Source organism: Paenibacillus profundus (assembly GCF_021369635.1).
GTDB lineage: Bacteria > Bacillota > Bacilli > Paenibacillales > Paenibacillaceae > Paenibacillus_B > Paenibacillus_B profundus.
This window is the reverse complement of the sequence record NZ_JAJNBZ010000022.1, coordinates 53,099-75,393: the sequence shown is the minus strand read 5'-3', so window position 1 is coordinate 75,393 and position 22,295 is coordinate 53,099. Positions and strand designations below refer to the sequence as shown.

The 22,295-nt window shown below is 52.4% G+C and carries 17 protein-coding genes; 16 read left to right on the top strand and 1 reads right to left on the bottom strand.

All coding sequences use genetic code 11. The features are described 5' to 3' along the window. Window positions 1–544 precede the first annotated feature (544 nt). The 9 genes from LQV63_RS21805 to mglC all read left to right on the top strand — a co-directional run bounded on the left by LQV63_RS21805 (window position 545) and on the right by mglC (window position 13,492). On the top strand, window positions 545–2,251 hold the full coding sequence (locus tag LQV63_RS21805) for a response regulator transcription factor (RefSeq protein ID WP_233698287.1): 1,707 nt from the start codon (window positions 545–547) through the stop codon (window positions 2,249–2,251). A 36-nt stretch (window positions 2,252–2,287) separates the two neighbouring features. Further along, entirely contained in the window at window positions 2,288–4,024 is a 1,737-nt protein-coding gene (locus LQV63_RS21800) for a cache domain-containing sensor histidine kinase (protein WP_233698286.1), read from the top strand. Window positions 4,025–4,040: 16 nt separating this feature from the next. Further along, window positions 4,041–5,057 (top strand): substrate-binding domain-containing protein, encoded by a 1,017-nt coding sequence (locus LQV63_RS21795; protein WP_233698285.1) that lies wholly within the window; start codon window positions 4,041–4,043, stop codon window positions 5,055–5,057. A 491-nt stretch (window positions 5,058–5,548) separates the two neighbouring features. Beyond that, window positions 5,549–6,736, top strand: coding sequence for an anhydro-N-acetylmuramic acid kinase (locus tag LQV63_RS21790; protein WP_233698284.1), 1,188 nt, complete (start codon window positions 5,549–5,551; stop codon window positions 6,734–6,736). Between the two features lie 105 nt (window positions 6,737–6,841). Then, complete coding sequence (locus LQV63_RS21785; protein ID WP_233698283.1) at window positions 6,842–8,005, top strand: serine hydrolase domain-containing protein; 1,164 nt, start codon at window positions 6,842–6,844, stop codon at window positions 8,003–8,005. A 184-nt stretch (window positions 8,006–8,189) separates the two neighbouring features. Beyond that, entirely contained in the window at window positions 8,190–9,041 is an 852-nt protein-coding gene (locus LQV63_RS21780; RefSeq protein ID WP_019421663.1) for a MurR/RpiR family transcriptional regulator, read from the top strand. 727 nt (window positions 9,042–9,768) lie between these two features. Then, window positions 9,769–10,806, top strand: a complete 1,038-nt coding sequence (locus tag LQV63_RS21775) for a galactose ABC transporter substrate-binding protein (protein WP_233698282.1) — start codon at window positions 9,769–9,771, stop codon at window positions 10,804–10,806. A gap of 138 nt (window positions 10,807–10,944) precedes the next feature. Beyond that, complete coding sequence (locus LQV63_RS21770) at window positions 10,945–12,465, top strand: sugar ABC transporter ATP-binding protein (RefSeq protein WP_233698281.1); 1,521 nt, start codon at window positions 10,945–10,947, stop codon at window positions 12,463–12,465. A 13-nt stretch (window positions 12,466–12,478) separates the two neighbouring features. Next, window positions 12,479–13,492: a galactose/methyl galactoside ABC transporter permease MglC gene (gene mglC / locus LQV63_RS21765; protein WP_019421666.1), complete on the top strand. Its 1,014-nt coding sequence runs from the start codon at window positions 12,479–12,481 to the stop codon at window positions 13,490–13,492. 477 nt (window positions 13,493–13,969) lie between these two features. Here mglC and LQV63_RS21760 read toward each other — a convergent pair whose 3' ends face one another. After that, window positions 13,970–14,158, bottom strand: a complete 189-nt coding sequence (locus LQV63_RS21760) for a hypothetical protein (protein ID WP_233698280.1) — start codon at window positions 14,156–14,158, stop codon at window positions 13,970–13,972. Window positions 14,159–14,543: 385 nt separating this feature from the next. Here LQV63_RS21760 and LQV63_RS21755 point away from each other — a divergent pair, with 385 nt between their 5' ends. From LQV63_RS21755 to LQV63_RS21725, 7 genes are all read left to right on the top strand, one after another. After that, the gene (locus LQV63_RS21755) at window positions 14,544–15,305 is read left to right on the top strand and encodes an IclR family transcriptional regulator (RefSeq protein ID WP_019421668.1); all 762 of its coding nucleotides are present in this window, start codon (window positions 14,544–14,546) and stop codon (window positions 15,303–15,305) included. A gap of 74 nt (window positions 15,306–15,379) precedes the next feature. Further along, window positions 15,380–16,390, top strand: a complete 1,011-nt coding sequence (locus LQV63_RS21750) for an ABC transporter permease (protein WP_019421669.1) — start codon at window positions 15,380–15,382, stop codon at window positions 16,388–16,390. 95 nt (window positions 16,391–16,485) lie between these two features. Then, window positions 16,486–17,352, top strand: coding sequence for an ABC transporter permease (locus tag LQV63_RS21745; RefSeq protein ID WP_233698302.1), 867 nt, complete (start codon window positions 16,486–16,488; stop codon window positions 17,350–17,352). A 38-nt stretch (window positions 17,353–17,390) separates the two neighbouring features. Then, complete coding sequence (locus LQV63_RS21740) at window positions 17,391–19,007, top strand: ABC transporter substrate-binding protein (protein ID WP_233698279.1); 1,617 nt, start codon at window positions 17,391–17,393, stop codon at window positions 19,005–19,007. 45 nt (window positions 19,008–19,052) lie between these two features. Beyond that, on the top strand, window positions 19,053–20,312 hold the full coding sequence (locus LQV63_RS21735; RefSeq protein ID WP_233698278.1) for a M20 family metallopeptidase: 1,260 nt from the start codon (window positions 19,053–19,055) through the stop codon (window positions 20,310–20,312). Window position 20,313: 1 nt separating this feature from the next. Next, the gene (locus LQV63_RS21730; RefSeq protein WP_233698277.1) at window positions 20,314–21,294 is read left to right on the top strand and encodes an ABC transporter ATP-binding protein; all 981 of its coding nucleotides are present in this window, start codon (window positions 20,314–20,316) and stop codon (window positions 21,292–21,294) included. Further along, a complete protein-coding gene (locus LQV63_RS21725) occupies window positions 21,291–22,253 on the top strand; it encodes an ABC transporter ATP-binding protein (RefSeq protein WP_233698276.1) in 963 nt (320 codons plus the stop codon). The genes LQV63_RS21730 and LQV63_RS21725 overlap by 4 nt, the downstream gene beginning before the upstream one ends. The last annotated feature ends 42 nt before the right edge of the window (window positions 22,254–22,295 follow it).

Below are 22,295 nucleotides of genomic sequence, written 5' to 3'. Positions count from 1 at the left end.
ATATAGAGTCGTTCATTGATGGGCGCCTCCTGATGGACGGGAACTAGAGTTGAACATAGCGTGCAGCATTCTGATGGACGGGAACTAGAGTTGAACATAGGCGTGCAGCATTCTGATGGACGAGAACCAGAGTTGAACATAGGCGTGCAGCATTCTGATGGAAGAGAACCAGAGGCGAACATAGTCTTGTTGCATTCTGAAGGAAGGGGAGAATGAAGCAAAGGGTCGGATGCAGCGAATCCTCTTCAGTCTGAACGCGTCACTATACGAACATAACAGTTCGTACATGATGAAGAATCAATGTCTATTTAACATATCGACGTTAGCGATAGAACATATCATCTGCCTCTAAGCGCGGTCGCTCATCTTCGAAATGCCTCAATAGAGGTTTTCTCACGTGCCTGCTATCTGAGATTCAGGTGGACAGGAGGTAAAAGTTATTTTAAAATGAGCTAAAAATTTCAATGCTGTGCTACGATATAACACATTGAAAGCGTTTGCTTATCGTGAAATATAGACGCTTCTGGGGAGGGAGGGCTGCGAAATGTACAAGCTGCTGCTTGTGGATGATGAAGAAGACGTGCGCGAAGGATTGCTGCGTGAAATCGAATGGAGCGGTTGCGGCTACGAGGTAATTGGCACCGCTGAGAACGGACGGGAAGCGCTCGAAGCGGTGGATAAGCTGCGGCCGGACGTTGTGGTGACTGATATACAAATGCCTTTTCTGAATGGTCTGCAGCTGTCGGAAGGGATACGAGATCAGTTCCCTACGATCAAAATCATTATTTTGACGGGCTATGACGAGTTCGAATATGCGCAAAAGGCGGTCAAGCTGCATATCGACGAATATGTGCTTAAGCCGTTTTCTTCCCAGGAGCTGATTGATGTGCTGCTCAAGGTCAAGACCAGCATGGACGAGGAGCAGGCTCAGCGAGAAAACGTACACGTGCTGCAGGAGCACTATCGCAGCAGTCTTCCCGTCTTGAAGGAAGTGTTCCTCGCATCGCTTTTCACGCGCAAAGTGAACCGTAAGGAGATCGATGAGAAATCCAGAATCTATGATTTGCCACTCTGCGGCAGTCAGTTCATGTTATCGGTAATCAGTCTTGACATCCCGTGCTCATTGCTATCGAATCGAAAAGAAGAAGAGCCATCTTTACAGCCGTTTATACAGCAGTCTCCACAGAGGGACGCTGGGGTACCGCAGCATGCGCTGTCACTCAAGGACACGGGGGATTCCCGGCTGCAGCTGTTCGCGGTGTATAACATCGCCGAAGAAATTGTTCATAAGCATGAGCTTGGATTCGTGATGATTCATAACGAAGAAGTCGTGCTCATAAGCTGCGATGAATCGCCTGATATGGAGCCAATCCGTCAGCGGACGCTCCTTGTTCTGGAGGAAATACGGCAAAGCGTGGAACGATATTTGCGATTTTCAGTAACGGCGGGAGCCGGCACCGTCATTCATACGTTGGAAGAGGCGCCTTATGCGTACAATGCTGCGATCGCCGCGCTCGATTACCGCGTCATTCTCGGCAGTAACCGAGTCATTTGCATCGATGATGTGGAGATGCGCATGGTGGAGAAGCTGTGCTTCGATCATTGGAAGGAAGAGGCGCTCATCCGCTGCTTGAAGGTGGGGACGGCGGAGGAACTAAGGGGGATGCTCGATTCTCTTTTTCAAGGGCTGATGGAGGCTCATATTTCAGTCAAGGATTTTCAGATTTATGTAATGGAGATGCTCATCGCCCTGATGAAGGTCGCGCGGGATGCGGGCCAAGCAGCGGATACGGCCGTCGGCGATGAGCTAGCCTCGTTCGAGAGGATTCGGGAATTCCGCCATATGGAGGAGGCCAAGCAGTGGGTGCTCCAGCTGTGCACTCGGCTCATGCATCATATTGCGGCAGATCGGCAGACCTCGTATAAGAAGCTCGTGCAGGAAGCGACGTCGTTTGTCGAAGCCAATTATGAGAACAGCGATTTGTCCATCACGATGGTATGCGGGCATCTTCATATTAGCGCCGGGTATTTCAGCAGTATTTTCAAAAAGGAAACGAAGATGACGTTCATCAACTATTTACTGCAGCTGCGCATGGAAAAGGCGAAGCAGTATTTGCGCTCGAGCGATTGGAAGACGTTCGAAATTGCGGAGCAAGTAGGGTATAGCGATCCGAATTATTTCAGCTACTCCTTTAAAAAATACGCGGGGCTATCGCCCAAAGAATATCGCAGCCGAGCAGATGAAGGCTGATCCGGGATCTGTCGCGCATGAAAAGTGGAGGATGGGATGAAGTGGAGACAAGTGCGAAGCATTCAGTTTATCATTGTGGCTTCATTCACGCTAATTACCGTCATTGTGATGCTGTTCGTGAGCTTTGTCGTCTATGACAAATTTGCCAATACAGCGGAACAGAATGCTGTGCTGAACAATCAGCAAATCATTGATCAGGTGAAGTTCAATTTGGAATCATACGTGAGCGGAATCGGCGCCTTTTTTGAAATCATTGACGATCGCCTGAACAGAAGCGGCGGCTTGCCTGTGAAGGAGCTGCAGGAACAGCTCGACACGATCCGGATGACGCGCGACGATGTTGTAAGCATGGCCATTTTTACGATCGACGGGCAGCTCATTCAAAGCATCCCATCGCAGATGCAGCGCCGCAATACCAGCTTGACCGAACAGAGCTGGTTCACAGCTGCCGTTCAAGCGCCAGAGCAGTTGTCCTATTCGCCCCCCCACATTCAGAATCTGTTCGAAGGCGCGTATAAATGGGTCGTCTCGTTGAGCAAAGGAATGACGTATCACAGGTCTGGCATAGGGGAAAAAGGGATCCTGCTGATCGACGTCAACTTCAAGACCATTGACGATCTGTGCCAGCGGGTTACGCTAGGCGGCAAAGGATATGTCTATTTGATCGACTCGATGGGGAACCTGGTCTATCATCCGCAGCAGCAGTTAATCTACAATGGGCTGAAGTATGAAAATGTGGAGCAGGTGCTCAAATATACTTACGGCAGCTATATCGACCGCTCAGGCGGAGTGGAGCGGCTTATTACGGTTAAAACCGTTAATCCGCTTGGTTGGAAGGTTGTCGGCGTGTCCTATATGGACGAGCTCGTAACGACACAGCAGGAAATCGGAGGATTTTTATTTTGGCTGCTTGCCGCCGTACTCGGCTTCGTGCTCATCGTCTCCTTCGTGCTGTCCGCTCGTATCTCTCATCCGATCAAGCGATTAGAACGAACGATGAGACTGGTGGAAAAAGGCGTGTTCAGCGTGCATATGGAGATGAGCGGCGCCGAAGAGGTCAAGCAGCTGACGAGCCGGTTCAACCTAATGGTGGCCCGCATTCATCAGCTCATGGATCAGATTATCGTGGAGCAGGAGACGAAGCGCAAGAACGAACTAGACATATTGCAGGCGCAGATTCACCCCCACTTCTTGTATAATACGCTCAATTCCGTCGTTCGCTTGGCGGGGAGCGGGCGTACGGACGATGTCGTGACGATGATTTCGTCGTTGTCGAAATTTTTCCGCATCAGCTTGAGCAAAGGCCAGCATATTATTTCGGTGCAGGAAGAGCTGGAGCATGTGAAGCACTACTTGATTATTCAAAATATTCGGTTTAAGCATCAATTTTCGTATGAGATTGAAGCGGAGGAGCGCATATTGAATAGCCGCACCCTGAAGCTCATACTGCAGCCGATCGTAGAAAATGCCATTCAGCATGGCATTGAAGGCAGCGCTGACGAAGGCTGCATTCGCATTTCGGCGCGGGAGGTTGACGGTAAGCTGCTCTTTAAAGTCAGCGACAACGGAGCAGGTATCCCGCCGCCGCGCCTTGAAGCTATTCAAGCGGGACGAGTCGAGAGCCGACAGGGATCTGGTGTAGGACTGCGCAACGTTAAGGAGCGATTGCAGTTGTATTACGGTTTAGCTTATGGTCTGGAGATCGAAAGCCAACCGGACGTGGGGACGGCGGTTACGATGTGGCTGCCGCTGGAGCGCGAAGACGAGTCATGAGGAAGGAGAAGATGAGATGCTTAGTTCATACGCTGGACAGGGGCGCGGATTAAAGGTGAAGCTGCTGCGCGCCATCGTACTGCTGCTCATCATCATGCCCCTTGCTCTCAATACGGCTTGCTCCGGTAACGGCATTATTGAAATCTCTGAGCCGGAGCAGCGTAATTTCGCGCTCGTCGTCAAGATGCTGAACGACGATTATTGGAATACGGTTCGTATGGGGGCAGAGGCGGCAGCCAAAGAATTCAACGTAAAAATTACATTTCTCGCACCTGAGCATGAGAAGGACGTCCAGCAGCAGGTGGAATATACGGAGCAAGCGCTAAAGCTGGGTGTGGATGCGCTCATTCTCGCTGCTAGCGATTACATGGCGCTCGGGCAGGTCGTGGACCAAGCGAGCTATTATAACATACCCGTTATCTCCATTGATTCCGAGGTCGGCTCCACGAAGGTACAGAGCTACATCGGTACGAATTCCTATCAAATGGGGCGGACAGCCGGGCAGGAGCTCGTCAAGCTGATGAATGGCAGAGGCAAAGTCGGCGTTATGAGCTTTATTCAAGGCGCGCATAATGCCGAGCAGCGCGAGGAGGGATTGATGGACTTGTTCTCACGGTATGATGGAATTGAAGTGGCAGAGAAAGCGTATTGCTACTCGGATCCAGATCTTGCGTACGAGTTGACGCTTCGCATGCTGGCGAAGCATCCGGATCTGGAAGGCATCGTGGCGCTTAATTCGATCTCCTCTCTCGGTGTGGCGCGGGCTGTCAAGGACGCGGATGCCGGCCGGGCGATAAGAGTGGTTACCATCGACAGCACGCCTGAGCTTATGGGGTACCTGCAAGATGAGGTCATTGGGGCTGCCGTTGTACAGAACCCGTTTGCGATGGGGTATCTCGGCGTAAAATATGCGGCGGACGCGCTGCAGGGCTCCGATATACCGGAACGGGTGGAGACGGATGTGAAGGTGATTGGTTTAAATAATATGTTCTGGCCGGAAAATCAGAAGCTGTTGTTCCCCTTCGTGAAATAATATGCATCAAGCAGTTTGGCGGCAGCAAAATGAGGGATATTCCGATAGTATGGAGATAAGTGGGGTGCAGATGGAATGGCGGAGCAGGGGGGCATGCTGAATCTCGTGTATCGAAAAATACCTCATCAATATGCTAAGTGTTGTAATTATGTTGTAATTATAACCAAAACAGCCAGCCTTCGAGATGATTATAAACGAATTGGCGGATAACTTTAAAATAAAAAATTATATTTTTAAATGGTAATTGAAAAAATATTTCGTTTGCGTATAATAAAGCTAAACCGCCTAGAACCTTCCTCAAAAGTCTGTCACAGCATTTGAACAGCGGCAATTGAACCCTTCCCAGAACTCCTCGATATGTTGGAAATCCCGTAAATCAATCATTATTAGACACTTCTGCAAACTGCACCTAATCGAAACAAGACTCATTCCTTATCGAACATCACTATTTTGTTATATCTGCCATCCGTCACTAGAAGGGAGAGAGCGCGATGAGATTTTCATTGGCAGGCAAACCGGTACATATCATTATAGGCTTGATGTCCGGCACGTCGTTGGACGGAATTGATGCCGCCATCGTCCAGGTACGAGGGTGCGGAATGGATGCGAAGGCCGAACTGCTCGCCTTTCATTGCATCGAATACGAGCAGGATCTGCGGGGGCGATTAAAGGCGCTGTGCAGCAACGAACATTCCCGCGTCGCAGACCTATGTGTGATGAATGCTTACTTAGGGCGGCGATTTGCCGAAGCTGCGCTGGAAGCGGCTGCATCTGCAGGGATCGCGCTGGATGATATCGACTTTATCAGCTCGCATGGGCAAACCGTTTGGCATCAACCGATAGTAGTTGATGAGAATCCCTATTTTATGCCGTCGACACTGCAGATCGGCGACTTGTCCGTAATCGCGAAGCTGTCCGGCAAACCCGTCGTTGGAGATTACCGTCCAGCCGATATGGCGGTAGGCGGCCAAGGAGCCCCTTTGACGCCTTATGCGGATTATATTTTTTTTCGGCATGACGACATCGGCAGAATTGTGCAGAACATCGGGGGGATCGGGAACTGTACCATACTTCCGGCGGGAGCGTCATCTGATGCAGTCACCGCTTTTGATACCGGACCTGGCAACATGCTGATCGATCAAGCGGTCTACCAGTTATCAGACGGAGTGCTCCACTATGATCGCAATGGGGAGTGGGCAGCGCAAGGGCGGGTGAACGAAGAGCTGCTTGCGGAGATGCTGGCCCATCCATACTTCCGCCTGGAGCCGGTGAAGACGACCGGCAGGGAAATGTTCGGCAGTGAGTATGCCGCGAAATGGATCGCAGAAGGACTCCATCGGCAGTTGTCTGCCGAGGATATCATCGCCACATTCACGTCGTTGACGGTACGCTCGATTGCATGCGCTTACCGCGAGTTCGTCTTCGGCCAGCATTCCGTTAGCGAAGTGATCGTGAGCGGCGGCGGAGCCAAGAACTTGACGCTGATGGGCTGGCTGGCAGCGGAATTGCCGGAGCAGAAGGTGATGGCATCCGATGAAATGGGCATGCCGGGCGATGCGAAAGAGGCGGTTGCCTTTGCGCTATTGGCGAACGATTTCGTGCATGGCGTCACGAACAACCTGCCTGCCGTGACCGGAGCGGCGAGCCCAACTGTCATGGGGAAGCTGGCGCTGCCATAATTGCCGATTGAGAGAGGAGGATATAGAGATGAACGAGAGGGAACAACGAGTGATGGGATGGCTGCAAAGCGTTGCCCTACAACAAAATGAAAGCGATTGCTTGTCTTGAAGGGGCCTATTCTGCCAGACGGAGCGGAGAGATTGGGCCTAAGCGGCACTGCTCTGCAAGCGGCTTGGGCGCTTCTCGACCATGCGGTCGCGCAGCAGAACATCCCCGGCGGCGTTGCGCTTGTCGCACGGAACGGGTATTTTGCCACTTATGCGGCAGGCCATGCTGTGATGGGCAATGGTGTTGCGATACCAGCTTCTGCCGACACCCTCTATGATTGCGCTTCGCTAACGAAGGTCGTCGTCACGCTGCCACTGATTCTGATGTTGTCGGATCAAGGGAAGCTCGGACTCGATGATCTAGTTGCCGCTTATGTGCCGGAATTCGGGCAATCCGGCAAGCACGCGGTTACCATCCGCCAGCTGCTGTCGCATACTTCGGGATTGGCTGCGCACTGGGATCTGTACTCGCACGGATGGACGCCGAACGAAATGTTCGCTTGCATCTGCCGGATGAAGCCGGCACACGTCCCGGGCACCCGCTGCGTATACAGCTGCTTGGGCTATATCGTGCTTGGCCGGATAGCGGAACGGCTTCTGGGCGAGCCGTTCGCTCAGGCCGCTGAACGCTTGCTGTTCCGGCCGCTCGGAATGTCAGCCAGCTGCTTCAACCCGCCATGCGAATGGCGCCCGCGCATCGCCGCGACCGAGTATGACCCGGCGCTGGGCGGGTTCCGGTGGGGCCGCGTGCATGACGAGAATGCGCATGCGTTCGGCGGGGTCAGCGGCAATGCAGGGCTGTTCGCCACCGCGGACGACTTGGCGCGGTACGCGCAGATGTGGCTCGTCAGCGCCAACGCAGGTGTCGAAAAAGGAGACACCGTTGCAGCCACGATGCACGCCCATACGGGGCAAGCCAATGCGCTGCTCTCGCCGTCCGCGGTCCGTCAAGCCCTCAGCAGCCATACGCCCCATATCCCGGGGGCCCATCGGGGGCTTGGCTGGGTGCTGAAGGACGACCCTGCAGATGTGACGGGCAACGGACTTTCGCGAAGCAGCTATGGACATACCGGATTCACGGGCACGAGCCTCTGGATCGATCCCGAGCGCGATCTTGTCGTTGTCCTGCTGACGAATCGGGTTCATTTCGGACGCGACACATCTATTGCGAAGTTGCGCCATGACATCCATCAAGCAGTCGCAGCGGCAATACGAGATTAGAACTCGCTTAACGCAAACGTCCGTGCTCTTTATGCAAACCATTATGAAGCATTGACTCTGAGCGGATGTGGAAAAAATTTATAGAATAGGTTGAACACGGACGCCTGCAGCGGGTGCAGCATTTGAAGTGATGGCGCCAACGCCGCCGATGCACTACAATAGGAAGATGAAGGAGGGATGGCGAATGAACGGAGGATTAGTGCGGCTGCGGGAAATTTTGGACGATATTACGCCATCCGAACGCAAAGTCGCCGAATTCATCTTACAGCATCCAGCGGATATGATTGGGATGTCCATTGCGGAGCTTGCTCGTCAGAGCGGGGGAAGTCAAGCGGCGGTCATACGGTTGTGCAAGTCGATGGGATTCAAAGGGTACCAAGAGCTGATGCTGAAGGTTGCCGGCGACTTGCAGGAAGGCAAGGAACCCCAAGGTTATCAGGAAATCCGGCCTCACGATTCGGTGGAGACGATTATTCAGAACGTATCGAACAACAACATTCAATCAATTCGTGATACAGTCAAAATATTGGACGCCGCTATGGTTACGATGGCGGTGGAAGCAATGCACCAGGCGGAACGGCTGTATTTTTTTGGCTTAGGGGCCTCGAACCTGATTGCGCAGGATGCGCAGCACAAATTTTTACGGATTAACAAGACAAGCTTTTCGTATACCGATCCGCATTTACAGCTGACCTCCGCAGTCATGCTCACGTCGCAGGACGCGGCTATCGGCATTTCATATTCGGGGGAAACGGAATACGCCATTGCCAGCCTTAAAGCAGCTCGCGAAGCAGGTGCAACCACGATTAGCATTACGAAATACGGACACTCTACCTTAAGTGCGATTGCGGATATTCCGCTCTTCATTTCCTCGACAGAGAACGAAATCCGCAGCGGAGCGATGGCGTCCCGTATTACCCAGCTCAATATTATCGATATTCTCTATCTGGGGGTGGCGAGCCGGAATTACGACAATTCAGTCACCTATTTGGAGAAGAGCCGCGCCATTATTCACGATGTGAAAGGTCAACGGTAATGACCTGAAGCGTCCGAGAAATAATGAGAGCGGACAATTGAAACGGAATAACGATTGGAGCTCAGCTCCTTGATCCTTGATGCGCCCGACAGGTGTATCAAGGATTTTTTTCGCCTTGGAGCCGTAACTTTATCCTTTCCGAAGAAAGTATGCCTGTTCAAACCCTTGCCTCACTCTCCCTCTCATTCAGAATGGCAGTCCCTTCTCTTTCACACGAAAACATGTTGTCGGGCTTCTGTGCTAAGGCCCTTAGCTCTACTCTCCCATACAGTCAGGAGGGATAACGTCGAGGAAAAATAAGGTTTATGCCGTTTCATATACCATAAAGGGGTGCTCCTGATGAAAGTGAACCAGAGGTCCTCATGCGTACTGCCCTCGTTCCCGATGGAAAATAAGCAGGGGCGTCCTTAGGGGTGTGCCACCTTCCCGATGGAAGAGAATCAGAGACGTCCTTAGAAGTACCGCCTCATTCCTGATGGAAGGGGAGAATGAAGCAAAGCGGCTGATGTAGCGAATCACCGTCAGTCCGTCAGTCTGAACGCGCTACGGCACGAGTGCGCATTTTCGATTTCGATAATTATGGTACGCCTCAATAGAGGTTTTCTCATCAAGATGTGAGGATTTCAATAGAAATGATGAGGATTTTCTGTTCTTTATGAACGATGTCTCCGTCATAATAATTTCATAGCCTTATTCATGCTTTACAACAAAAGGGAGGTTGTTAGGAATGAAGAAATGGACAGCAATGCTGCTTTTCGGCGTTATGCTAACGGTTGCGGGCTGCTCTTCCGGTTCGTCGGGTGCGGGAGGCGGCAATTCGGGCGGATCCGGCAACGAGCCGAATATCGGGGTTGCGATTTATAAGTTCGACGATACATTCATGACCGGGGTGCGCAATTCAATTACGGAAGCGGCAAAGGGCAAGGCGAAGGTCGATATCGTAGACAGCCAAAATTCACAACCGACCCAAAACGACAAGATTGATTTGTTCATTACGAAAAAAGTGGATGCGCTTGTAGTCAATCCGGTCGATCGAACCGCGGCTGGAGTCATTATCGACAAGGCGAAGGCGGCCGACATTCCGGTCGTATTTCTGAACCGTGAACCGCTGCCGGAAGATATGAAGAAGTGGGACAAAGTGTATTATGTCGGCGCTAAGGCCGAAGAATCAGGGACTATTTCAGGCCAGCTCCTCGTCGATTATTGGAAGGCCAATCCAGACGCGGATAAGAACAAGGACGGCGTGCTTCAATACGTCATGCTGAAGGGGGAGCCGGGTCATCAAGATGCGGAACTGCGCACGAAGTACTCCGTCCAGGCGCTTGAGGATGCAGGCATTAAGGTGGAGAAGGTGGCGGAAGACACCGGCATGTGGGACCGCGTAAAAGGCCAAGAGAAAATGGCGGCGTTCCTTGCCGCTCATGGCGACAAAATTGAAGCGGTGCTTGCGAACAACGATGACATGGCGCTTGGCGCAATTGAGGCGCTGAAGGCCTCGGGATATTTTACGGGTGATAAGAAGATGCCGGTCGTCGGCGTCGATGCGACCGCTCCGGCGCTCCAAGCGCTCAAGGATGGCACGATGCTTGGCACGGTGCTGAACGACGCGAAGAACCAAGGGAAAGCGGCGCTGGGACTGGCCGCTGTATTGGCGAAGGGGGAAGTGCCGAACAAAGACAATAGCGGATATGATCTAACGGACGGCAAGTTCGTCTGGATTCCGTATAAAAAGATTACGAAGGACAACATCGATGACGCGCAATAGACGTTTGATAGCAAACGAATATACGTAATTAACGGCATGGGGCTCGGGTGCTCGAGCGCTAAGGGGCCCCTGTTGCTGTGCCAAAAGAAGATTCGGTATGAGCAGATTGCAGCTTTCTTGAAGCAAGGGGGTTCCCAGATGAATACTCAACCCTATTTATTGGAAATGAGTAACATCTCTAAGCAATTTCCGGGGGTAAAGGCGCTTGACCAAGTTACACTCAAGGTGCGCGCGGGAACGGTGCATGCGCTTATGGGGGAGAACGGAGCGGGCAAGTCGACGCTCATGAAGTGCTTGTTCGGCATATACCAGCCTGATGAAGGAGACATCGTCTTACAGGGGCAGAAGGTGAGCATTCTCGACTCGAAGGATGCGCTCAAGCTTGGTATTTCGATGATTCATCAGGAGCTGCATCCGGTTCCCCATCGCAATGTGATGGAGAATATTTGGCTCGGCCGATTTCCGATGAAGGGGCTTGGTCCGTTCAAGATCGTTGACGAGAAGAAGATGCTGCAAGATACAGAGCGGCTGATGGCTGATCTAGGCATGAATATTGCACCGTTAGTTAGAGTGGGAAGCCTATCCGTATCCAAAATCCAATCGCTCGAGATTGCCAAGGCCGTCTCTTTTCAGTCAAAAATCATCGTCATGGATGAGCCGACCTCTTCGTTAACGGGCAACGAAGTGGAGCAGTTGTTTACGATTATCGAGCAGCTCAAGCAGCGTGGCGTAGCAATCATTTATATTTCTCACAAAATGGAAGAAATTTTACGTATCTCCGACGATGTTACGATTATGCGGGATGGCAGGCTCATCGGCACCTGGCCAGCAGATGAGATGACGACCGATCTCATTATTTCAAGGATGGTTGGACGGGATTTGACGGAGCGCTTTCCTGAGCGGAGCAATGTGCCCGGTGAAGTTATTTTGCGCGCAGAAGGATTGACTTCCCCGCTTCCAAAGTCATTCCAGCATGTCAGCTTTGAGCTTAGAAGAGGCGAGATATTGGGTGTGGGCGGGCTCGTCGGCGCGCAGCGGACCGAACTGATTGAAGCGTTGTTCGGCTTGCGTTCCGTGCAGTCGGGTACGCTTTCCATTCACGGCAAGCCCGTTCGCATCCGCTCGCCATTCGATGCCAAGAAGCACCGCATTGCCTTGCTGACGGAGGATCGGAGAGTGACAGGAATCTTTCCGGTGCTGTCCGTTATGGAAAACACAGTTATCGCGAATCAAGCGAAATATGCTGCGCCGTATGGGTTATTGAATGACAAGAAGCGAAGAGCGGACGTAACACGGAGCATCGAAATGCTGCGCGTGAAGACCCCATCGATGAGAACGCTCATCCAAAACTTGTCTGGTGGCAATCAGCAGAAGGTGCTGCTGGCGAGATGGCTGCTCACCGATCCGGAAATATTGCTGCTCGACGAACCGACCCGCGGCATCGATGTCGGCGCGAAATACGAAATCTATTCCATCATTGCCGAACTTGCGCAGCAGGGAAAGAGCATCATTATGATTTCTTCCGAAATGCCCGAGCTCCTTGGCATGTCCGATCGCATCATGGTCATGTGCGAAGGAAGATGTTCCGGCATTATCGATGGGAAGCAGGCTACCGAAGAAGAGATCATGCGTCTTGCTGCCCAGCATGCCGCACATTGAAGGAGGACATATTATGACCCGCATCAAAAATGCACAGCAGTTCATGTCACAAAATGCGATTTACATCGTACTGCTCCTGTTAGTTGTGTGCATTGCTTTTTGGGATCCGAGATTTCTGTCCGTGACGACGATTCGCGATATTTTTCTGCAGTCGTCTACGCGTGCGATTATTGCGCTGGGTGCGGCTTTTATCCTTATTACCGGGGGAGTCGACCTATCTGCAGGGCGTGTCGTCGGCTTGACGGCGGTCTTGTCGGCATCCATGCTGCAATTGTCCGAGTATCCTCGCAAATTTTTTCCCGACTTGCAGCAGCTTCCGCTATGGGTTCCAGTCATTTTGGCCATAGCGGCAGGACTTATCGTTGGGCTGATGAATGGCTTTATCGTGTCCAAGTTCAGCGTGCCGCCGTTTATTGCCACGCTAGGCACGATGGTAGCGGTGTACGGGCTCAACTCGATCTATTTCGATATGGAGCCGAATCAATCGCAGCCCATCGGCGGCTTGCGCGAGGATTTCAGCCGTCTCGGAACCGGCTATATCGGACCAAGCGGGCCGTACTCTGTGCCGTATATCGTCATCATCGCGATTGCGGTTGCGCTGCTCGTCTGGCTTGTATTCAACAAGACGCGGCTCGGCAAGAACATGTACGCCATCGGCGGCAACATACAGGCGGCAAAGGTATCCGGCATTAATGTCAGCCGCAACTTGATCGCGATTTACGCCATTGCCGGTGCGCTTTACGGCTTGGCAGGGGTGCTGGAAGCGGCGCGTACAGGGGGAGCGACGAACAACTACGGAAATATGTATGAGCTCGATGCCATTGCAGCCTGTGTCGTGGGAGGCGTATCAACGTCGGGCGGCATCGGTACTGTGCCTGGCATTATGGCGGGCGTGCTCATCTTTGGAGTGATCAATTATGGTCTGACCTTCATTGGCGTCAATCCGTATTGGCAGCTTATTATTAAAGGGCTTATCATTGTGTCGGCCGTCGCATTCGATATGCGCAAATATGTGGCCAAAAAATAATGAACAGGGGTCGGAAGCGACCCCTGTTCAGGCTGTCGGGAAACCCTGCTAAGTTGGAACACCGAGGGAGAATATCCGCTGGCGAGTCCTGACGCGGCTTTGCATCTGTGTCATCACTGTAAAGTTTTAATTCAAAAGACTTGAATGACTTGGATTCAACAACGACGGAAGTGGATGCCCCGTGTATGTGCTCGGCCCAGTCTTTTCTGCTAAGAAAAAAGCAGGGTGAAGGCTTGGCCGTATCCCCCCTTGTCTTACCCATTGGAATTTTCCAATGAAAAAGCTGCGTAAACCACTTTAGAATAGGCTACATTGGAAATGATCCAATGGTTTGACACTCCATCCGCAGTATTCGCTGAACAGCCAGATCCACTGGACAAAGTACAGTCCACATGCCGTTTAGCCGTCCAGTTCGCACATTCTGCTATATATTTTCCAATGGGGCAATTGTCTTCATAGCACGCATTCGTCTTCGTATCACGCAACCGGGTTCGTAAGAACACGGTCTGCATACGAGAATGGCCGCATTGGGGCGGCAGCGGCGCTCACATCCGACTCGGCAGTTTCATCTTGCTCAGTGCTTGCCGCAACGGGCAGGACGAACAAGGACTGCAGGGAACCGAGCAGGAGGGCAAAGCATAGAAACCATTTCACTTTGTTGCGCAACAGGAACGACTCCTTCCGAATACATAGTTCAAACGATTTAGCACGGAGAATGAAGTGAAGCTGGTATAGCACAAATTAAAACGTTTTCACTTAAAGCTATATACCGAAATCTTTGTCTCATGAATGTAATTTAAGGCGAAGTACATAGTACAGCTTCGTATTCAGGCACCGTTACATTACATGTCAGGTTTGTACATCCATAATATACATATGTCCTTTTTCAGGAGACATAAAAGTTGACATGTCCACATGGTAAAAACAAGGAAAAAAAGTTGTTGATCTTTCTTCGGCATCGTTTATAATGATGAAAAATTATTTATAGAAACAGTGTATCTATAATCGGTACGAAAGCCTTGTTCAAGAAAATAGGGGAAGAGGTGAGGATGTGTCGCTCAAGACGCTGGCCAAATCGCTCGAATTGCTCGATTGCTTTACATCGGATCATCCGATATGGGGGGTGCGTGATTTAGCGAAGAAGCTGGGGATGCATCACTCGGTCGTGCATCGCATCATGACGACGTTTGAACAGCACGGCTTTCTAATTCAGAACAAAGAAACACAGAAATACCATCTCGGATTGAAGCTGCTGGAATACGGGAAAGTCATCACCGATCAGCTCAACATTCAGCAATATTTTCAGCCTATATTGAAGGAAATAGCGAATTCAACCGGTGAGTCGGTCTATCTGAACATGCTGGAAGGGAAAGAGGGCGTATGCGTATCCATCGTCCTTAGCTCGAAGGATATTCAATATTTGATTCCGGTTGGCGATCGTTCGCCGCTGTATGCCGGAGCTTCCCAGAAGGTCATGATGGCGTATGTATCCGCGGAGCTGCGGGAAGAAATTATTCAGGAAGGCTTGATGTCCGTCACTTCACGGACGATTACCGATCCGCTGAGCTTGCGTGTTCAATTGGCGCAGATCAAAGAAGAAGGCTGGTGCATTTCTGTCGGAGAATATACGGAAGACGTGGTAGGCATTTCCGTGCCGATGTTGGATAGTCACAGACGCATTTTGGGTTCCATTACGATTGCGGGACCGAGATACCGGATTGATGAAGCTCGGAGCGATTCCTATTTGCGCATCTTGCTCAACCAAGTTCCTTTAATACGGCAAAGCTGCAATATTATCTCGCATATGTGGTAGCCAGGCTTCACAATTTTACACAGTCATACTTTATTAAACTAACGAGACACTGCTTTAAAGGGGGAGGGGTTGCATTGCTACAATTCATTACTCGACGTCTGTTATACCTCATTCCAAGCTTGCTCGGCATCGTGCTCATCACGTTCATATTATCAAGGGTGTTGCCAGGTGATCCTGCCTTGATGATTGCCGGAGAACAGGCGCCGCAGCACGTGGTGGAGAACATTCGCACTCAGCTCGGGCTAAATGATCCGCTGTATGTACAGTTCGGCGCTTATGTGAAGCAGCTGTTGCAAGGGGATCTGGGAGTGGCTTGGCATACAGGCCATACCGTGCTGGAGGATTTCGCTGTCCGCCTGCCTGCCACAATTGAGCTTGGCTTTGTCAGCCTGCTGATCGCGTTATTGGTTGCCATCCCGGTAGGCATCGTGGCCGCAACGAAAAAAGAATCGATAGTGGATCATATCTCCCGTATTTTTTCGCTCATCGGCGCTTGTATGCCAGTATTCTGGCTCGGACTGTTGCTCATTTTATTTTTCTATTCCAAGCTTGGCATTGCGCCTGCTCCAATGGGCCGCATCGGCGGAGACATTCTCCCGCCAACGAACATTACCGGCTTATACCTTGTAGACAGCTTGCTCACTGCCGATTGGGTAGCGTTTAAGCAATCATTATCTCATCTTCTTCTTCCGGCGATTTGCCTTAGCGCCGGCACGATGGCCATTATCGCGCGCATGATGCGCTCCAGCATGCTGGAGGTTATCGGTCAGGATTATATCCGTACTGCAAGAGCAAAAGGCTTGAATGAGCGTTCCGTGGTGTACAAGCATGCTTTGGTTAATGCTTCGATACCGACGGTGACAATGATCGGTCTGCAAATCGGCTATTTGCTCGGAGGCGCGGTCATTACGGAGACGATCTTTGCTTGGCCTGGCGTCGGAAGCTATGTTACGGAATCCATTTTGGCAACCGATTACGCCCCAATTCAGGCGTTTACACTACTAAGCGCTGTCGTGTATAGCTGCATCAATTTGCTTGTCGATATGGTGTATGGCTTAATCGACCCGCGCATTCGCTACGAATAATCAATCTCTCATATCATGACATCTTAGGAGGTGCAACTGTGATGAAAGCATCAACCTCACCGTCCGCTGTAGTAGCTGCGGCGAGCGAACCGTCCATGCTGCAGGAAGCTTGGTTTGCGCTGCGGCAGTGGAGCAAGCTGTTCCTCCGCAATAAGCTTGCCGCGCTCGGTCTCTTCCTGATCGTTCTATGGACGCTCTTTGCCGTTGCCGCGCCGCTTGTCGCACCCTACGCGCCGGATGCGACCCAACTGGAGGCGAAGCTGCAGGGGCCAAGCGGAGCGCATTGGTTCGGAACCGATCAGTTCGGTCGGGACATCTTCAGCCGTGTCATATATGCAGCGCGCATATCGATCTGGACCGGGCTTATCGCCGTCGGAATTTCCTTCTTCATCGGGGTTCCGCTCGGCGGCATTGCCGCTTATTATGGCGGCTGGATCGGGAATCTTATTATGCGCGTAATGGACATATTCCTGGCGTTTCCTTCGCTTATTCTGGCGATGGCTATCGCTGCCGCTATGGGCCCTGGCCTCATTAGCGCGATGATGGCGGTAGGCATCGTCGGAATTCCGGAGTTCGCCCGTCTCATGTACAGCCAGACGATCTACTTGAAGGAACGAGAATTCGTGGAGGCGAGCCGTTCCATCGGGGTGAAGGATAGTGCCATTCTTGTCCGGCATATTTTCCCGAATGCGTTAGCTCCACTGCTTGTCCGTATTACGCTTGGGATGGGGTTCTCCATTCTGACGGCAGCGAGCTTGAGCTTTCTCGGCCTCGGCGTTCGTCCTCCGCTTGCGGAGTGGGGAGCGATGATATCCGAAGGACGGGAGTACATTATTACCGGTGAATGGTGGCTAGTCACGTTCCCAGGGCTTGCTATAGCAACGACGATACTCGGATTCAACCTGTTCGGCGACGGGCTGCGCGACGTGCTCGACCCGCGGCTTCGCACGAGCCGGAAGTAAAATACGATTCTATTTTGAACATCTAGGGGGAGGAAACAATGATGAAACGAAGCAACACAATGATGATGGCCATTGCATTGACGCTCATTCTGACCTTGCTTGCGGGCTGCGCGCCGAAAGCGAACCAAGCTGGAGGAGACAGTAACACCGGTGCAGCGGGAGAACAAGCAAATACGCCTACAAATGGTACCGGGAGCAAGACGCTCACCGTCGCCTATTCCGAAGGCGGGCAGACGCTCGATCCGGCGGAAGCGAACGATCTGACTTCTGATACATTGGTGCTGTCCACCTATGATCAGCTCGTAACCTATGGCGTCAAAAATGTAAACGGCGCAGATATCGCCGCCACAGAAGAAATCAAGCCGATGCTGGCCGAGTCGTGGGACGTATCCGACGACCAGAAGACGTATACGTTCAAGCTGCGTAAGGACGTGAAGTTCCATAGCGGTAATCCGTTGAATGCCGATGCGGTCGTATTCTCGCTCGATCATATTAAGAACTCCAACTCGGGCGGATTTTTGTATCAGCAGGCCTCCATCGAGTCGTTCCGCAAGGTGGACGATGCTACGGTGGAAGTGAAGCTGGAGCGTCCGAATCATATGTTTTTGCAAATTTTAGCGATGTACTCCTTCTCGGTCATCGATCCGCAAGCGATTGAAGGCGATGCGAATGAGTTCTTAAAGACCAATACGGCCGGCTCCGGTCCGTTCAAGCTTGAAAAATGGGATCCTTCCTCCGAAGCAGTGTTCGTGGCGAACGACAATTACTGGCAAGAGCGTGCCAAGCTGGACAAAGTTGTCATGAAGTTCATGAAGGAAGCATCGTCCCGCACGATGCTGCTGAACAAAGGCGACATCGACCTTGCCATGGAGATTCCGCCGAAGGATGTCGATACGCTGAAGCAGAACAACGATCTGACTGTACGTTCTGATGCGAGCAACCGCATTTTGTATATGGGTCTGAACAATAACATGAAGCCATTTGACAATCCGAAGGTGCGTCAAGCGATCGAATATGCAATTCCGCATGATGCGCTCTTGAAGGACGTCATGTATGGACAAGCCAAGCAGATGAAGAGCATCGTGGCCAGCAATACGCCTGGCTTCTCCGATAAGGGCTATGTGTATGAATATAACTTGGACAAAGCGAAGCAGCTGTTGAAGGAAGCAGGCTATGAGGACGGCTTCCAGTTCGACTTCACGCTAGGTTCCGGCTTTAAAGATTGGGAGGACGCTGCGACGGTCATTCAAGCAGAGCTGAAAAAGATCGGCGTGACGATGAACATTAACAAGCTGGCGCGCGCGCAGTTCCTGGAACAGCTTCGCACTGGCAATGTGCAGGCATTCATGTCGAAATGGACCTCCTTCGTCAATGATCCGGAATATCATCTTGGGTTCTTGGTCGACAGCGCGAGTTCATCCAACTATGTGCATTACAACAATACGAAGGTGAACGAACTGCTGAAGCAAGCGGCCGTCGAAACGGACATGACGAAGCGCAACGGAATGTATGAAGAGATCCAAAGCCTCATTAATACGGACATGCCTTACTTGTACATGTATGAATATAACCGCCTCGTGGCGTTCAACAACGACGTGAAAGGTTACATCTTCTTCCCAGATGAGTGCTTGCGTTTTTACCCGATTTCGAAATAAGCGATCGCCATCATAACGGTTATGAACTAACAGGAGGGGATTTCGGTGAACGAATGGAAGCAACGCTGGATAGACGAAGTGGAACAACGCAGAGATGAACTGCTGGAATTGTGCTCAAGACTCATTCAATTCCCAACAGAGAACCCTCCCGGGGACTCGCGTGAAATTAGCCAATTCATTATCGACTACTTGGCCGAGGTTGGCATCGATACAGAAGTGCATGACGCAGGCGGGAACATGCTGAATCTGATTGCGACGATCGGCGATGAAGCTGCTTCAGATCGCCATCTTATCTATTGCGGTCATACGGATGTCGTGCCGGCAGGCGACCGTTCCCGCTGGGATTTCGACCCGTTCTGCGGTGAGGTGCGGGACGGATATGTGCTCGGACGCGGAGCGAGCGATATGAAGTGCGGCTTGGCGGGACTTATTTTCAGCGTAAAGCTGCTGAAGGATCTGCAAGTTCCGCTGCAAGGCAGACTGTCGCTGCTTATCGTGCCGGACGAAGAGACAGGCGGACATCTCGGCGTGCCGTGGGTATTCGAGCGAGAGCTCATTCACGGTACGGCAGCAGTCATTGCCGAGCCATCGCATCCGCTGCATCCGACGATCGGGCAAAAGGGCAGCTGCTGGTTCAACTTCACGGTGCCGGGCACGCCGGGACACGGCAGCTTGTCTCCGCTGCTTGGCGATAACGCCATCATGAAGGCGGCCGCGGCCGTTCAAGCCCTGCAGCAGCTGCATCACTATCCGGTGGATCTGCCGGATGAAGTGAAGGATATTATCGAAGTGACGAAGCAGTATATCGCTGAAAAAGAAAATGCGGACTTCTCCGCTATTATCGACCGCGTGTCGGTCAATGTGGGGCTCATCGAAGGCGGAACGAAGACGAACGTCGTGCCTGACCGCTGCACGGTCAGTGTCGATACGCGCCTTCCGTTCGGAGTTGAACCTAGCCAAGTGCTAGCCGAGGCGACACGTTTGCTCGCCGGCATCGGCATTGAGACGGAGCTTCACCCGGAAGGCTTCCAAGGGTTGGCCAACTGGACGCCGTCAACCGATCCAATCGTGGAGGAGCTCGTGCAGCATATATGCGACGTGAAGCAGGAAGAAGCATACGGAGTATTGCAATGGGCTTCCAGCGATGCGCGGCATTTCCGCCGCGTCGGCATCCCGGTGCTGCAATACGGTCCTGCAGAGCTGTCCACCATTCACGGCTTCAACGAGAAGGCACCGGTGCAGGATGTGGTGGATGCGGCCAAGGTATACACGTTGACCGCGCTCAGCTATTTGGGTGGTGAATAGAATGGAGCCGGTGCTGGCAGTCGAACAGCTGGAGACGGAATTTGTTACGAATGGGGGCGTCTTCAAGGCGGTGGACGGCGTAAGCTTTCACGTACACCAAGGAGAAACGCTCGGCGTTGTCGGCGAATCGGGCTGCGGCAAGAGTGTAACCTCTTTGTCTATCATGGGGCTTCTACCGAAGAAGATTGGACGGGTGAAGAGCGGGCGCATTCAATTCCATGGAAGCGACCTGCTGGATGTCCCAGAGAAGCAAATGAGGTCCATTCGCGGCAATCGCATCGCAATGATCTTTCAGGAACCTATGACTTCGCTCAATCCGGTATTCCGCATCGGCGATCAGCTGGCAGAGGCCATTCAGCTTCATATGAAGCTGAAGCGCAAGGAGGCGATGCGGCATGCCGTCGAGATGCTGCGCAAGGTCGGTATTCCGCATCCCGAGTCGGTGGCGCAGGAATATCCGCATCAGCTCTCGGGCGGAATGCGACAGCGGGTCATGATTGCGATGGCGATGTCCTGCAATCCCGAGGTGCTGATTGCAGACGAGCCGACGACGGCGCTTGACGTGACGATTCAAGCGCAAATATTGGATTTAATGCGGCAGCTGCAGGAGGAAGAGAAGACGTCAATCCTGCTCATTACGCACGACCTCGGGGTCGTCGCGGAGATGTGCCACCGCGTGGTCGTTATGTACGCGGGGCAGGTCGTAGAGGAGGCGGATGTGGACACGCTGTTTGAATCGCCGCAGCATCCATATACGCAAGGACTGCTGTCATCGCTCCCGCAGCTTGCCGGAGAGCAGGATCGGCTTGAGTCGATACCCGGTACGGTGCCGAGCCCGCTTAATATGCCGCCAGGTTGCCGTTTCGCGCCACGCTGCAAATACCGAGTGGAAGCGTGCGAGCAAGTGCAGCCTGGGCTGACGGATATGGGCGGCGGGCATCGCTGCCGCTGTCTGCTCGTCGAGAAGGGGGTGGCACGATGACCGCGTTGCTGCAGGTACGCAATCTGAAAAAGCATTACCCGATACGCCAAGGGCTGCTGAACAAGCAAGTCGGTTCCGTGAAGTCGGTGGATGGGTTGAACTTCGATATATACGAAGGGGAGACGTTCGGCATTGTCGGCGAGTCGGGCTGCGGCAAATCGACGACCGGCCGCTCCGTCTTGCGCTTGATTGAACCGACCGAAGGTGAAGTATGGTTCCAAGGGCGCAACCTTATGGAGCTTTCATCGAAGGAACTGCGCCTTCTGCGTCCCGATATGAGCATGATCTTTCAAGATCCTTATGCTTCGCTGAATCCGCGTTGGACCGTTCAGCGCATCTTGGAGGAACCGCTTCAGACGCATCAATCGTTGCGGACGTCGGAGCGCAAGCAGCACGTGCAGGAGTTGATGGAACGAGTGGGGCTGTCCTCATTTCAAGCGAATCGCTTCCCGCACGAATTTTCCGGAGGCCAGCGTCAGCGTGTCGGCATCGCCCGTGCTTTGGCGCTGAATCCGAAGTTCATCGTCTGCGACGAGCCGGTTTCGGCGCTTGACGTATCGATTCAGTCACAGGTGCTGAATTTGATGCAGGATTTGCAGGAGCAGTCGAAGCTGACCTATATGTTCATTTCTCATGATTTATCCGTCGTCAAGTTTTTGTGTACGCGCGTCGGCGTCATGTATCTCGGCAAGATGGTGGAGCTGGCGCCAAAGCGCAAGCTGTATGCCAATCCGCTGCATCCATATACGAAGGCGCTTATGTCGGCCGTACCCGTGCCGAATCCGAAGGCGAAGAAGGAGCGCATTGTACTGACGGGCGAGGTGCCAAGTGCCAAAAATCCGCCGCAGGGCTGCGCCTTTCATCTCCGTTGCCCGATAGCGACGGAGCACTGCCGCAGTGTACAGCCGGAATGGCGGGAGGCGGATGAAGAACACTGGGTGGCATGCCACAATTTATAATGCCGGGCACAGTCCCGTGCAAGCAAATATAGACATCTATGA